9 protein-coding genes are annotated in these 14,376 nt (G+C 68.9%); 7 read left to right on the plus strand and 2 right to left on the minus strand.

Annotated elements, in window-relative coordinates:
* Positions 1-315 precede the first annotated feature (315 nt).
* The 6 genes from urtA (at position 316) to IEW34_RS27975 (ending at position 7,019) form a co-directional block, all read left to right on the plus strand.
* Positions 316-1,581, plus strand: a complete 1,266-nt coding sequence (gene urtA, locus IEW34_RS27950; RefSeq protein ID WP_244642281.1) for an urea ABC transporter substrate-binding protein — start codon at positions 316-318, stop codon at positions 1,579-1,581.
* Between the two features lie 340 nt (positions 1,582-1,921).
* Positions 1,922-3,520: an urea ABC transporter permease subunit UrtB gene (gene urtB, locus IEW34_RS27955; RefSeq protein ID WP_188612540.1), complete on the plus strand. Its 1,599-nt coding sequence runs from the start codon at positions 1,922-1,924 to the stop codon at positions 3,518-3,520.
* A gap of 20 nt (positions 3,521-3,540) precedes the next feature.
* Positions 3,541-4,716: an urea ABC transporter permease subunit UrtC gene (urtC, locus tag IEW34_RS27960; protein WP_188612669.1), complete on the plus strand. Its 1,176-nt coding sequence runs from the start codon at positions 3,541-3,543 to the stop codon at positions 4,714-4,716.
* Entirely contained in the window at positions 4,713-5,471 is a 759-nt protein-coding gene (gene urtD, locus IEW34_RS27965; protein ID WP_188612541.1) for an urea ABC transporter ATP-binding protein UrtD, read from the plus strand. The genes urtC and urtD overlap by 4 nt, the downstream gene beginning before the upstream one ends.
* A gap of 8 nt (positions 5,472-5,479) precedes the next feature.
* Entirely contained in the window at positions 5,480-6,175 is a 696-nt protein-coding gene (gene urtE, locus IEW34_RS27970; protein WP_188612542.1) for an urea ABC transporter ATP-binding subunit UrtE, read from the plus strand.
* Between the two features lie 226 nt (positions 6,176-6,401).
* Positions 6,402-7,019, plus strand: a complete 618-nt coding sequence (locus IEW34_RS27975) for an urease accessory protein UreE (RefSeq protein ID WP_188612543.1) — start codon at positions 6,402-6,404, stop codon at positions 7,017-7,019.
* Between the two features lie 208 nt (positions 7,020-7,227).
* Here the strand turns inward: IEW34_RS27975 and IEW34_RS27980 are convergent, their stop codons facing one another.
* The gene (locus IEW34_RS27980; protein WP_188612544.1) at positions 7,228-9,123 is read right to left on the minus strand and encodes an acyl-CoA synthetase; all 1,896 of its coding nucleotides are present in this window, start codon (positions 9,121-9,123) and stop codon (positions 7,228-7,230) included.
* Between the two features lie 416 nt (positions 9,124-9,539).
* Between IEW34_RS27980 and IEW34_RS27985 the strand changes: the two genes are divergently transcribed.
* Positions 9,540-12,896 (plus strand): carboxyl transferase domain-containing protein, encoded by a 3,357-nt coding sequence (locus IEW34_RS27985; RefSeq protein WP_244642265.1) that lies wholly within the window; start codon positions 9,540-9,542, stop codon positions 12,894-12,896.
* Between the two features lie 45 nt (positions 12,897-12,941).
* Here the strand turns inward: IEW34_RS27985 and IEW34_RS27990 are convergent, their stop codons facing one another.
* On the minus strand, positions 12,942-14,369 hold the full coding sequence (locus IEW34_RS27990) for an MFS transporter (RefSeq protein WP_210324610.1): 1,428 nt from the start codon (positions 14,367-14,369) through the stop codon (positions 12,942-12,944).
* Positions 14,370-14,376 lie beyond the last annotated feature (7 nt).

Raw genomic sequence — 14,376 nt, forward strand, 5'->3', positions numbered from 1 at the left:
GCGCAGCGCGGGAGATCAAGTGATCTGATGACCGCGATCAAGCGAAGGGCAGAACAAGCGTAATTTGCAGGCAATTGACTACGAAACGACCCATATGGGCAACGATTAGCCAGCAATCGCGCTCCGCACGCATGGTGCGGCCGTGTCACTGTGGCGCCGCGGCGCCGCGGCGCCAGATAGCCATCCCCTCCGGATCGAACCGACCGCTCGCAGCCGCCGGAGAGCCACGGCGCGCGCTGGCACGGGGCTTGCTGCTGCCCACGCGATAGCCATTCTGGCGGGAGGCAAGAGATGAAATGGGGTGTGAAACAGCTGATGGCGGTGCTTGCCATCGGCGGCGGCATCGCGGCGGCGGCAGCGCCGGCGCAGGCGCAGGAGACGATCAAGGTCGGCATCCTGCACTCGCTTTCCGGCACCATGGCCATCAGCGAGACCACGCTCAAGGACGTGATGCTGATGCTGATCGAGGAGCAGAACAAGAAGGGCGGCGTGCTCGGCAAGAAACTCGAGGCGGTCGTCGTCGATCCGGCCTCCAACTGGCCACTGTTCGCCGAGAAGGCGCGGGAGTTGATCACCAAGGACAAGGTCTCGGTCGTGTTCGGCTGCTGGACCTCGGTCTCGCGCAAGTCGGTGCTGCCGGTGTTCAAGGAACTCAACTCGATCCTGTTCTATCCCGTCCAGTACGAAGGCGAGGAGAGCGAGCGCAACGTGTTCTACACCGGCGCCGCCCCCAACCAGCAGGCGATCCCGGCCGTCGACTACCTGATGAAGGATGAGGGCGTGAAGCGCTGGGTGCTGGCCGGCACCGACTACGTCTATCCGCGCACCACCAATAAGATCCTCGAGGCGTACCTCAAGTCGAAGGGCGTTGCCGCGGAGGACATCATGATCAACTACACGCCGTTCGGGCACTCCGACTGGCAGACGATCGTCGCCGACATCAAGAAGTTCGGCTCCGCCGGCAAGAAGACGGCGGTGGTCTCGACCATCAACGGCGACGCCAACGTGCCCTTCTACAAGGAGCTCGGCAACCAGGGCATCAAGGCGACCGACATCCCGGTGGTGGCCTTCTCCGTCGGCGAGGAGGAGCTCGCCGGTCTCGACACCAAGCCCCTCGTCGGCCATCTCGCCGCCTGGAACTACTTCGAGTCGATCAAGACGCCGGCCAACGAAGCCTTCATCAAGGCCTGGCACGACTTCACCAAGAACCCCAAGCGCGTCACCAACGACCCGATGGAGGCCCACTACATCGGCTTCAACATGTGGGTGAAGGCGGTGGAGAAGGCCAAGTCGACCGATCCGGACAAGGTTATCGCGGCGCTGCCGGGCACCAAGCAGGACAACCTCACCGGCGGCACCTCGGAGATGCTCGCCAACCACCACATCACCAAGCCGGTTTATATCGGCGAGATCGAGGCCGACGGCCAGTTCGACGTCGTCTGGAAGACCACCGAGCTGATCCCCGGCGCAGCCTGGTCGCCCTTCCTGGAAGGCTCCAAGGACCTCAAGGCCGACTGGGTCGAGCTCAAGTGCGGCAACTTCAACACCAAGACCAACAAGTGCGGCGGCGCGTCCAACTAGAGCGCTTTCGAGCGAAGTGGACGCCGGTTCACGTGAAGAAAACGCGATAAATCAAACAGTTAGAGCATTTCGACGATTCGAATGAACACAGAAATGCTCTAGCGGCACTGCACGCGTGCACTTGAGGGTGCGTCCCCTCACCCGTCATGGCCGGGCTTGACCCGGCCATCCCTCCCCTGAGGACGCGCCCTTCAGTCAGCCCTCTCGGGCCGACGTTTGCCCTGTCGATCGATGGCCGGCTCAAGCCCGGCCATGACGCGGGGAGGATATAGGGCAGCACCTGCCCGCGCCGGCGCCCGCGCCGGTCCCCTTGACCGCTTGGTAGTTGGCGGAGGTCCGTATGGTGCGCCTGTTCGCGCTCGTTCTGTTGCTCGTCGGCGCCTTCGCCGGCCGTCCCGCCTGCGCGCAGGACCTCGACGCCGCCCTCGCCAAGCTCGCCGGCGCCAGCGGCTACGCGGAGATCGACGCCGGCGTCGCGGCGCTCGCGGCCACCGGCTCGCCGGACGCCTTGCCGATCATCGAAGCCCTGGGCGAGGGCCGCCTCTACGTCGACCCGCAGAGCGGGGTGCTCGTCCTCAAGACGGCGGATGGGCGCACCGTCGACGCCAAATCCGGTGCCGCCGTGAGCGCCAACGCCGCCCAGCTCGCCGCGGTCCGCGTCAACAACCGGGTGCGACGGGCGATCGAATCCAGCATGGGCGCACTGCGGCTGGTCGCCAAGGACAGCGCCGTCCGCGCCGCCGCGGCGGACGCCGTGTTCAAGGCCCGCGATCCCGCCGCACTGCCGGCCATCGACCGAGCGCTGGCGCGCGAGACCGATGCCGGCGTCAAGCAGAAGCTCACCGAGGCGCAGGCCGCCGCCCGGCTGATGGACGGGGCCACCGGCGATGCCGACAAGATCGCGGCGGTCGCCGTCGTCTCCAAGCGCGGCGATCAGGATGCGCTCAGCCTGCTGGGCGCCGCCGGCGCCCAGGCGAGCCCGGCGGTGAAGCCGGCCATCGAGAGCGCCACCGCCACGATCCAGAGCCGGCTCGCGCTGCTCGAGAACGTCCAGAACGTCTGGTACGGCATCTCGCTCGGCTCGGTGCTGCTGCTCGCCGCCATCGGGCTCGCCATCACCTTCGGCGTCATGGGCATCATCAACATGGCCCACGGCGAGATGGTCATGCTCGGCGCCTACACCACCTACGTGGTGCAGGAGGCCTCCCGCATCTATGCGCCGGGCCTGTTCGGCTGGACCCTGCCGGTCGCGGTGCCGCTCGCCTTCCTGATCGCCGGGCTGGTGGGGGTGCTGATCGAACGCACCGTGATCCGCTATCTCTACGGCCGGCCGCTGGAGACGCTGCTGGCCACCTGGGGCATCAGCCTGATCCTGCAGCAGGCCGTGCGCTCGGTGTTCGGACCCACCAACCGCGAGGTCGGCGCCCCCTCCTACATGTCGGGCTCGTTCGACGTCTTCGGCCTGTCGATCACCTATGGCCGCATGTGGATCGTGCTGTTCAGCCTGGTGGTCTTCCTGGGCCTGCTCGCCGTCCTGCGCGGCACCTCGTTCGGGCTGAAGATGCGGGCAGTGACCCAGAACCGGCGTATGGCCTCGTCCATGGGCATCCGCACGCCCTGGATCGACACCTTCGCCTTCGGCCTGGGCTCCGGCATCGCCGGCATCGCCGGCGTCGCCCTCGCTCAGATCGACAACGTCTCGCCCAACCTGGGCCAGGGTTACATCATCGACAGCTTTCTGGTGGTGGTGTTCGGCGGCGTCGGCAATCTCTGGGGCACGCTGGTGGCGGCCCTGACGCTGGGTGTCGCCAACAAGCTGCTGGAACCCTTTGCCGGCGCGGTGCTCGGCAAGATCCTGCTGCTCATTTTCATCATCCTGTTCATCCAGCGGCGGCCGCGCGGGCTCTTCGCCCAGAAGGGCCGGGCGGTGGAAGCATGAGCGGCGCGGGGACGAACTCCATGGGGCGCCGGCCGCTTCTGCTCAGCCTGATCGACGGCAAGGGCTGGATCTTCCTGGCGGTGGTCGCCGCCGCCGCCGTGCTGGTGCCGCTGCTCAATCTGGCGGTGCCGGAGGGCTCGGCCTTCCACGTGCCGACCTACGTCGTGGCGCTGCTGGGCAAATACCTCTGCTACGCCCTGCTCGCGCTCGCCCTCGACCTGGTCTGGGGCTATTGCGGCATCCTCTCGCTCGGCCACGGCGCCTTCTTCGCCCTCGGCGGCTACGCCATGGGCATGTATTTGATGCGCCAGATCGGCCCGCGCGGCGTCTACGCCAACCCGCTCCTGCCCGACTTCATGGTGTTCCTGAACTGGAAGGAGCTGCCGTGGTACTGGCACGGCTTCGACAGTTTCCCGTTCGCCGCGCTCATGGTGCTGCTGGTGCCCGGCCTGCTGGCGCTGGTGTTCGGCTGGCTGGCCTTCCGCTCGCGCGTCACCGGCGTCTACCTCTCGATCATGACGCAGGCGATGACCTTCGCCCTGCTGCTCGCCTTCTTCCGCAACGACATGGGTTTCGGCGGCAACAACGGCCTCACCGATTTCAAGGACATCCTGGGCTTCAACGTGCAGGCGCAGACGACGCGTTGCGCCCTCTTCGTCGCCACCGCCATCGCGCTCGTGCTGGGCTACCTGGTCGCGCGCTACATGGTGACATCGACCTATGGCAAGGTGCTGGTCGCCATCCGCGACGCGGAATCGCGCACGCGGTTCCTCGGCTACCGGGTCGAGACCTACAAGGTCGTCGCGTTCGTCGTCTCGGCCATGATGGCGGGCGTCGCCGGCGCGCTCTACGTGCCGCAGGTCGGCATCATCAACCCGTCGGAATTCTCGCCCGCCAATTCCATCGAGGCGGTGATCTGGGTCGCGGTGGGCGGCCGCGGCACCCTCGTCGGAGCCGCGCTCGGCGCCGTCCTCGTCAACTTCGGCAAGACCTACCTCACCGGCGCGCTGCCGGAGATCTGGTTGTTTGCGTTGGGCCTGCTGTTCGTCGTGGTCACCCTGTTCCTGCCCAAGGGCATCGTCGGCCTGCTGACGCAGAAGCGCCAGCAACGCCAGGAGATCTCGCCCCGGGACGAGAGCCTCGCCGCCGAAGCCGGCATCGGCGAGGCCGGCGCGGTGGAAGGAGGCAAAGCATGATCCCGGACCGAGGGCTCACCAACACCGTCCTCTACCTCGACGGCGTGTCGAAGACCTTCGATGGCTTCCGCGCCATCAACAATCTGGCCCTGACCCTCGAGCACGGCGAAATGCGGGCCATCATCGGCCCCAACGGCGCCGGCAAGACGACGATGATGGACATCATCACCGGCAAGACCAAGCCCGACGAGGGAGACGTCTACTTCGACGGCACCACAGATCTCACGACCCTCGACGAGGCATCGATCGCCAACCTCGGCATCGGCCGCAAGTTCCAGAAGCCGACCGTGTTCGAGAGCCACACGGTGGCCGACAACATCCGCCTGGCGCTGAAGGACGAGCGGGGGCCCTGGTCGGCCCTGTTCGGCGCCCGCAACCGCATCGCGCCGGAACGCATCGAGCACATCCTGGAGATCGTACGGCTGATCGACCACCACGAACGCCTGGCCGCCGACCTCTCGCACGGACAGAAGCAGTGGCTGGAGATCGGCATGCTGCTGGCCCAGGACCCCAAGCTGCTGCTCGTCGACGAGCCGGTGGCCGGCATGACCGACGCGGAGACCGCCGACACAGCGCGCCTGCTGCGCGAGATCGCCCGCGACCATTCGGTGGTGGTGGTGGAGCACGACATGGCCTTCGTGCGCGACCTCGACTGCAAGGTCACGGTGTTGCACGAAGGCTCGGTGCTGGCCGAAGGCACCATCGACGCGGTCTCCAGCAACGAGCGCGTCATCGAAGTGTATTTGGGGCGTTGAGGTCGGGCATGCTGAACGTCGAAGCCATCGACCTCTACTACGGCGCCTCCCAGGCCCTGCGCGGCGTTTCGCTCCAGGCCCAGATCGGCCAGGTGACCTCAGTGCTCGGGCGCAACGGGGTCGGCAAGACCTCGCTGATGCGCGCCATCGTCGGCCAGCAGCCGATCGCCAGGGGCGCCGTGGTGTGGAACGGCGAGAACATCTCCAAGCTCGCCCCCTACGACCGCGCCCGGCGGGGCATCGCGGTGGTGCCGCAGGGGCGCGAGATCTTCCCGCTGCTCAGCGTCAAGGAGAACCTGGAGACCGGGTTTGCGCCCCTGCCCGCCAAGCAGCGCTTCGTGCCGCCCGAGATCTTCGAGCTGTTTCCCGTGCTCAAGGACATGCTCGGCCGCCGCGGCGGCGACCTCTCCGGCGGCCAGCAGCAGCAACTCGCCATCGGCCGCGCCCTGGTGACACGCCCGCGCCTGCTCGTCCTCGACGAGCCGACCGAGGGCATTCAGCCGTCGATCATCAAGCAGATCGGCCACGCCATCGACACCCTGCGCAAGGGCGGCCAGATGGCGATCGTGCTGGTCGAGCAATATTTCGAGTTCGCCCGCGACCTCTGCGACACCTATGCCGTCATGGACAGGGGCCAGGTCGTGCTGGCGGGCACGCGGGCGGGCATGGTCGAGGCCGACGTCCGTCAGCGTCTCTCCGTCTGAGTTCCGCGAACGCCGATCGCCGGTGCAGCGCCGGCGGCGGCCGCGTTGCCCTTCGCCCCGCGTTCCTTCCTGTTCTGAGCAGCGCCGCCGATCCCGACGGCGCCGGGCATGTCGCGCCGCGGACGCCCAAATCGCGCGGCCTGATGCGAGCGCGCGCTTTTGGGTATAGTTCAGGATGCCGGCCGGGTGTCGTCCGGCCTCATCGTGAGTTCGGAGCCGATCGCCCATGAACCGTGCCACCGCCATCGTCCGCCGCCCGGCCGTCAAGGCCGAGCGCGTCGTCGACACGCTCACCCTGGACCACGAGGCCCGGCAGAAGCGGCGGGTTGCGCTGACCGCCGAGGGCGGGCTGGAGCTGCTCGTCGATCTGGACAAGGCGACGCTGATCGACGACGGCGACGCGCTCAAGCTGGAGGACGGCCGGCTGGTCCAGGTCAAGGCCGCCGCCGAGGATCTGCTCGAGATCCGCGCCGAAAGCCCGCTGCGGCTGCTCAAGGCCGCCTGGCACATCGGCAACCGCCACACGCCGGCGGAGATCACCGTGGAGGCGCTCTACATCGAGGCCGACCACGTGCTGGCCGAGATGGTGCGGGGCCAGGGCTGCAGCGTCACGCCGGTCAAGCGGCCATTCCGCCCCGAGCGGGGCGCCTACGAGACGGCCTGCGAGCACGACCATCACGGGCACCAGGCGCACGGCCACGGCCATGGCCATGGCCATGATCACGCGCATGAGCATGCACACGCCAGCCATGATCACCATGGGCACGATCACCATGACCATGACTGCGGCTGCGGCCACGACCACCATGATCACGCGCGCGACCACCGCCACGCGCACAAGTGATGGAGGCGGGCGCGCCGCTGCTGGTCTGGCTGCCGCCGGCGTTTCGCCTATTCGCATGCGCTGGAATGGGCACATGAGGCCGGTCTAAAGGCCTGAGCCACGGCGCGCCGCGCAACGACGCCAGCCCCTGCTGGCGCGGGCGAGCAGGCGGCGCCGGCCGGCCGCGAACGGCACGTGGAGGCCGCGACCCGGGCGCCGCGGGGTTCGATCAGTTGGCGTCGACCAGCACCTCGTGGCGCAGTTGCAGCTTGGCCAAGCTGGCACGCAGATCCTCGAGCTGCCGGGCTCCGACCGGGCCGGTCAGCCGGATCGAGGCGAAGCTGCCGTGCTGAGGATGCGCACCCACCTCGACCTGCACCGGCACGCCGTCGCCCACGAGCGCCCGCGCGAGGCGCTCGAGCGTCATCTGCGCGGCGAGATGGCGAAGCTGCGGCTTGAAGATCTTGCCGACCGCGGTCAGCGGCATCAGCCGCAGGATGATGATCTCCACCGGCACCGCTGCCCGCTCGGCGATGCGCTGGCGGGCGAAGTCCTGGATCTCCGCGGGAGAGACCGCAGCATCGGCCTTGAGCTGCACGAAGCCAACCGGCAACTCGCCGGCATAGCCGTCGGGACGGCCAACGGCCGCCGCCGATTCCACGTCGGGGTGAGCGTGCAGCACCTCCTCGATGACCTGCGGATCGATATTGTGGCCGCCGCGAATGATGATGTCCTTGGCCCGTCCGGTAAGCCAGACGTAGCCGTCCGCGTCGAGGCGGCCGAGGTCGCCGGTGTCGAGCCATGGACCGCCCGGGCTCCAGGCCGGCCTGGCCTCATCCGCCATCGGCTCGACCCATGCGCCGCGGTTGTGAGCCTCGTCGGCGTAGCCGCCGAACAGCTGCCGGCCGCGCACCAGCACGTGGCCGATCTCCCCCGGCGGAAGGACACGCTGGACCACCCCGTCGGCCACGTCCGCGACGACGAGTTCCAGATAGGGGACGCGCAGGCCGATGGAGCCCAGCCGGCATTCGCCGAGGCCTGGGTTCATGAGGCCCATGCCGTGCACCTCGGTCATGCCCCAGCCTTCCATCAGCGGCGCGCCGACCGCCTCGGTCACCGCCTTGGCGACCTCCGGCGCGATCGCCGAGCCGCCGCTCTGGCAGATCTTGATGCTCGACAGGTCGAAGCCGTCGGTCGGCACGTTGAGCGCCGCGCCCCAGCTGGTCGGCACCATGCCGAGGACCGTCGGCTTGAACCGATGCACCAGCGCCCACAGGTTCTTGACCACGACCGGGCTGCGATAGCCGGCAGCGGTGAGGATCACGACCGTTGCGCCCTGCCCGAACGGCACCAGAGCGGAGAGGGTGGCGCCGCCGACGTGGAACGGCGGCAGGCCGTTGAACCACGTCTGCTCCGGGCCGGTCAGCATCACCTCGGCGTTGGTCCAGCTCTGCACCAGGAGGCCGCCGTGGGTATGGCGGGCGAGCTTGGGTGCGCTCGTGGTGCCGCCGGTGTGGAACAGGGAGGCCACGTCGTCGCGCTTGATGTCGCGCCTGAAGGCCAGCGTCCCAGGCTGGCGCGCGAGCTCGGTCTCGAAATGCAGCGCGTCGATCTCCGGTCGTTCAACCGGGCCGCCGACGCGGATCACGGCCGCCAAGCCCGGCAGCTCGGCGCGAACCGCCTCGACCTTGGCCCAGACGCCGGGAAACAGCTCGGGATCGGGCCCCAGCAGCACCTTGGCGCCGGCGCTGCGCAGGAGGCCGACGATATGCTCCTTCTCGAGCAGGAAGTTGATGGGATTGGCCACCCCGGCGTATTGGGCGCCGAACAGGGCAACAAATGTCTCGGGCGCGACAGGTAGCAGCATCGAGACAGCATCGTGCGGGCCGACGCCCAGCGCCCGGAACAGGTTCGCCGCTTGGACGAGCTGACGACCGAACGCCGCGTAGGTCACGTCCCGGCTCGGCTCGTCGGGCAAGCCCTCGCGCAGGAAGCGCATAGCGAGCCGGTCCGGATGGCGGGTGCATACGCCCTGAAGCAACTCGAACACGGACGTCGCGGTGACCCGTTCCTCGAAAGGAACGCTCTCGAGCGCTTCCACATCCGCCAGATTTCGGATCGCCATGGGCGTCTGCTCCCTCTGTTTGTCCGGCTGCGGCCGCAATCGTTCCGCTCCGATGTTGAAGTTATCAACTGATAACTTCGTACTCCACAAGTTCAAGTGAGCCAGGCGACGGCCTGCGGGACGAGCGCCGCCGCCGCCGCCCTCGCCGGCTGACGCAGAAGGCATCACCGCATGCGGCGCGCCTGGCGCATGGCCAGGGACTGCGTCATGCGCGCCCGTGCGCCCGGAGCGGACCGAAAGGGGTGTTCACCGCGCCAGAACATGTTTTAAGAACGGCCCAGACCCGCCGCGCGGCCCGCGCATGCGGCGGCGCATGCTCCGTCCGAATGCCGAAGCCTGAGCTGTGAGCACCGGACGCATGCAGCGCCGGAACAAGGAGAGCGGCCGTCAGGCCCCCCTGCATAGGAGGAACGAGTTTGGCCACGAGCCTCGCCACGAAGTCCGCGTCGCCGGCGCCCGCCACGATCTCCAAGCTGCTGATCGCCAACCGCGGCGAGATCGCCATCCGGATCGCCCGGGCGGCGGGCGAGCTGCGCATCCCCACCGTCGCCGTCTACACGGCCGACGACGAGCTGTCGCTGCACACCCGCAAGGCCGACGAAGCCCACGCGCTCGCGGGGCGCGGGGCGCGGGGCTATCTCGACGTGGCGGCGATCATCGCCGCGGCCAAGGCGACCGGCTGCGACGGGCTGCATCCGGGCTACGGTTTCCTCAGCGAGAACGTGGCGCTGGCCGAGGCCTGTGCCGAAAACGGCATCGTCTTCGTCGGCCCCTCGCCCACGGCGCTCGGCCTGTTCGGCGACAAGACGGCGGCGCGGGAGCTGGCCCAGAAGGTCGGCGTGCCCGTCATCCCGGGCACCACGGGCGCCACCACCCTGGAGGAGGCCACCGCCTTCTTCGACGGCCTCGGCGAAGGCGCCGCGATCATGATCAAGGCCATCGCCGGCGGCGGCGGCCGCGGCATGCGGCCGGTGACGACGCGGGAGGAACTGGCCGAAGCCTACGCCCGCTGCCGCTCCGAGGCGAAGGCGGCGTTCGGTGACGAGGCGGTCTATGTCGAGCGGCTGATGCGCAACGCGCGCCATATCGAGGTGCAGATCATCGGCGACCGCGCCGGCAACATCAGCCATCTCTACGAGCGCGAATGCACCATCCAGCGGCGCAACCAGAAGATCGTCGAGGTGGCGCCGAGCCCGGCGCTGACGCCGGCGCTGCGCGAGCGCATCACGCTGGCGGCCCGCGAGCTGGCCGCCGCCGCCCACTATGACAACCTCGGCACCTTCGAGTTCCTGCTCGATGCGGCGCCGGGTGAGGGCGAGCCGTTCTTCGCCTTCATCGAGGCCAACCCCCGCCTCCAGGTGGAGCACACGGTCACGGAAGCGGTCCTGGGCGTCGATCTCGTCCAGGCGCAACTCCAGATCGCCGCCGGCCGCTCGCTCGCCGACCTCGGCCTCTTGCAGACCAGCATCCCGCAGCCGCGCGGCTACGCGGTGCAGTTGCGCATCAACATGGAGGCGATGGACGAGAAAGGCCTGGTCAAGCCGCAGGGCGGCACGCTCGCCGTGTTCGAGCCGCCGTCGGGGCCAGGGCTGCGGGTCGACACCTTCGGCTATGCCGGCTACCGCACCAGCGCCGCCTTCGATTCGCTGCTCGCCAAGCTGATCGTGCACTCCGGCTCGCCGCAGTTCACCGACGCTGTCGCCAAGGCCTATCGCGCTGCCTGCGAGTTCCGCATCGAGGGCGTCGGCACCAACCTGCCCTTCCTCAAGGCGCTGCTCCAACACCCGGCCGTCGCCGCCAACGCAGTGACCACCCGCTTCGTCGAGGAGCATGTGGCGGAGCTGGTGCGCGCCGGCCGCGACGGCACCCACCGCCAGCTGTTCTTCGCGCCCGAGGCGCCCGCCGGCGCCGGCGCGGCGAGCAGCGAGCGGCCCTCCGCCCCGTCCGGCACCGAGCCGGTGCCCGCCCCCATGCAGGGCACCATCGTCTCCATCGACGTCGCCGTCGGCGACCTGGTGCGGCCGGGCCAGCAGGTCGCGGTGCTCGAAGCCATGAAGATGGAGCACCTGATCAGCGCCGGCCGCGGCGGCATCGTCCGCGGCCTGGCGGCCGCCAAGGGCGACACCTTGATGAGCGGCGAGAGCATCCTGTTCGTCGAGCCGGCCGACGTCGAAGGCCAAACCGACCAGTCGGCGGAAGCGGTCGACCTCGACGCCATTCGCGCGGACCTCGCCCACGTGCTGGCGCGCCAGGCGAACCTGCTCGACGCCAACCGTCCCCAGTCGGTGGAGCGCCGGCGCAAGACCAACCAGCGCACCGCGCGCGAGAACATCGAGCAGCTCGTCGATCCCGGCACGTTCATGGAATACGGCGGCCTCGCCATCGCCGCCCAGGCGCGCCGGCGCAGTCTCGACGATCTGATCATCAACACCCCGGCCGACGGCCTGATCGTGGGCACCGCCTCCATCAACGGCACGCAGGTCCCGGCCGAGCGGGCGCGCAGCATGGTCGTCGCCTACGACTACACCGTGCTCGCCGGCACCCAGGGCAAGCGCAACCATAAGAAGCTCGACCGCGCGTTGCACCTGGCACAGCAGTGGGAACTGCCGCTGGTGCTCTACGCGGAAGGCGGCGGCGGCCGCCCGGGCGACACCGACGGGGCCGGCCTGACCGGCCTCGACACCACCAGCTTCGTGGAGTTCGCCCGGCTGTCCGGCACGGTGCCGATCGTCGGCGTCGTCTCCGGTTATTGCTTTGCCGGCAACGCCGCCTTGCTCGGCTGCTGCGACGTGATCATCGCCACCAGGAATTCGTCGATCGGCATGGGCGGCCCGGCCATGATCGAAGGCGGCGGCCTGGGCGTTTACCATCCCGCCGAGGTCGGCCCCGTCTCCACCCAGGTGCCGAACGGCGTCATCGACGTGCTGGTGGAGGACGAGATCGAGGCGACGGAGGTCGCCCGCAAGTATCTGTCCTACTTCCAAGGACCGATCGCCGAGTGGGAGGCGGCCGACCAGCGCCTGCTGCGCCGCGCCATTCCCGAGAACCGCCTGCGCGTCTACGAGGTGCGCGACGTGATCGAGCTTCTCGCCGACACCGGCTCGGTGCTCGAGCTCAGGCCCGAGTTCGGCGTCGGCATCGTCACCGCTTTCGTGCGCATCGAGGGCAAACCGTTCGGCCTGATCGCCAACAATCCCAAGCACCTGGGCGGCGCCATCGACGCACCGGCGGGCGACAAGGCGGCACGCTTCATCCAGATGTGCGACGCCTTCGACCTGCCGATCATCTCGCTCTGCGACACGCCCGGCTTCATGGTCGGCCCGGAAGCGGAGAAGACCGGCGTGGTGCGCCACGTCTGCCGCATGTTCCTGGCCGGCGCCAACGCCACCGTGCCGGTGTTCACCGTGGTGCTGCGCAAGGGCTACGGCCTGGGCGCCCAGGGCATGGCGGCCGGCGGCTTCCAAGCCCCGTTCTTCACCGTCGCTTGGCCGACCGGCGAGTTCGGCGGCATGGGCCTGGAGGGTTACGTGCGGCTGGGCTACCGCAAGGAGATGGAGGCAATCGACGATCCCGTCGAGCGGCAGGCCTATTACGAGATGATGGTGGCCAGGAAGTACGAGGAGGGCAAGGCGACCTCGATCGCCACGGTGCTGGAGATCGACAACGTCATCGACCCGGCCGAGACGCGCAGCTGGCTGCTGCGCGGCCTGGCATCGACGCCGGCGCCCAAGCCCGTCCCCGGCGGCAAGCGCGCCTACATCGACGCGTTCTGAGCACACCGGCCGGCCGGGTCGACGACGACCCGGCCGCTTGCCCGTTCATTCGCCCGGTACCGAGCTCGGCACGACCGGTGCCGGCGTGGAGGCCTGCGCCCGCTTCGGCTGACGCAGCAGCAGGAGCGGCACGAGACCGGCCAAGGCGACGACGGCAATGGCCCACCACGCACCCTGAAAAGCCTGCAGGCGCTCTGTCGGCGTCTGTGGCGATCCAATCAGGGCGACGCAGACCGCGACGCCGATGGCCATGCCGGTCTGGCGGATCATGTTGAGCACGCCCGACCCGGTGGCGAAGGCTGACGGCGGCAGGGCTGCGGCGCCAGCCCCCATCAGCGTCGGTAAAGCGAGGCCGACGCCGATCCCCATCAGCACCATGGACGCCAACGTCCCTGCAAGGTCGGGCTGCAGCCCCGTGCCGGCCGCCCACGAGGCGGAGCTCAGGGCGACGAACGCCAACCCGGCCGCGCCGACGGGAGCGATGCCGAAGCGGGCGATCAGGCGTCCGGTGATCAGAATGGACACGGCCGGCACGGTCAAAGGCCCGATGGCGATCGCGAGGCCGGTCTTCAGCGCCGACCATTCCCACCCCACCTGCGGCCACAGCATGACCGCGAGCAGCGATGCGGCAAAGGCGGCGGAGAACGGCGCCAACACCAGCACGGCACCCCGGAACTGGCGGATACGGAACAGCGCCGGATCGACGAAGGGGTTGGCCGAGCGCAGGCAGTGGGTGACAAACAGGGCCAGCAGCACCGCCGAGGAGGCCAGGGCCAGGCCGACGCCGGCGGAGCTCCAGCCCCATTCGCTGATCTTCATGATGCCGAAGGTCAGCGTGGCGATGCCGGCTGTCACCAAAAGGGCCGCCCCGGGATTCGGCTTGGGGACGTCATGGCCGGGAATGGCGGGGAGCCTGCGCCAGCCGATGATCAGCGCCGCGATGCCGATGGGGATGTTCACCAGAAAGATCCAGCGCCAACTGGCGGAGACCAGCAAGCCCCCGAGCGGGGGACCGAACGCTGCGGCAAAGCCGCCGACGGCGGTCCACATGCGGACCGCGCCGCCCCGCCGCTCCGCGGGAAACGAGGCCAGCAGCAATCCCAGCGAGGTTGGCGTCATCAACGCGGCCCCCGCCGCCTGCGCGACACGGAAGACGATCAGCATCTCGACGCTGACGGCCGCGGCGCAGGCCGCCGAAGCGGCCGTGAACAGCGCAACGCCAAGGAGAAAGCTCCTGTCGCGGCGAAACCGCTCCGCCAACCGTCCGAAGAAGATCAGCAGCGCCGCATAGGCGATGGCATAGCCGTTCAGGATCCAGGACAGCTTTTCGAGACTGGCATCGGGAAAAGCGCTGGAGATGTCAGGCAGCGCGACATTGACGATGAACAGGTCGAGGTTGGCGAGCACGATGCCGACGCAGGCGATGGCCAGGACCTGGCCGGGCGAGGTGTTGCGAGCTTCAGGTGGGGGCACGATCTAC

The sequence above is a fragment of the Chelatococcus reniformis genome (genome assembly GCF_014640075.1).
GTDB classification, from domain to species: domain Bacteria; phylum Pseudomonadota; class Alphaproteobacteria; order Rhizobiales; family Beijerinckiaceae; genus Camelimonas; species Camelimonas reniformis.

What these genes read in the sequence shown, in the direction of transcription:
- urtD (WP_188612541.1), top strand. Translation starts at nt 4,713, where the DNA reads ATGATCCCGGACCGAGGGCTCACCAACACCGTCCTCTACCTCGACGGC.
- IEW34_RS27975 (WP_188612543.1), top strand. Translation starts at nt 6,402, where the DNA reads ATGAACCGTGCCACCGCCATCGTCCGCCGCCCGGCCGTCAAGGCCGAG.
- urtA (WP_244642281.1), top strand. Translation starts at nt 316, where the DNA reads ATGGCGGTGCTTGCCATCGGCGGCGGCATCGCGGCGGCGGCAGCGCCG.
- IEW34_RS27980 (WP_188612544.1), bottom strand. Translation starts at nt 9,123, where the DNA reads ATGGCGATCCGAAATCTGGCGGATGTGGAAGCGCTCGAGAGCGTTCCT.
- urtC (WP_188612669.1), top strand. Translation starts at nt 3,541, where the DNA reads ATGGGGCGCCGGCCGCTTCTGCTCAGCCTGATCGACGGCAAGGGCTGG.
- urtE (WP_188612542.1), top strand. Translation starts at nt 5,480, where the DNA reads ATGCTGAACGTCGAAGCCATCGACCTCTACTACGGCGCCTCCCAGGCC.
- urtB (WP_188612540.1), top strand. Translation starts at nt 1,922, where the DNA reads ATGGTGCGCCTGTTCGCGCTCGTTCTGTTGCTCGTCGGCGCCTTCGCC.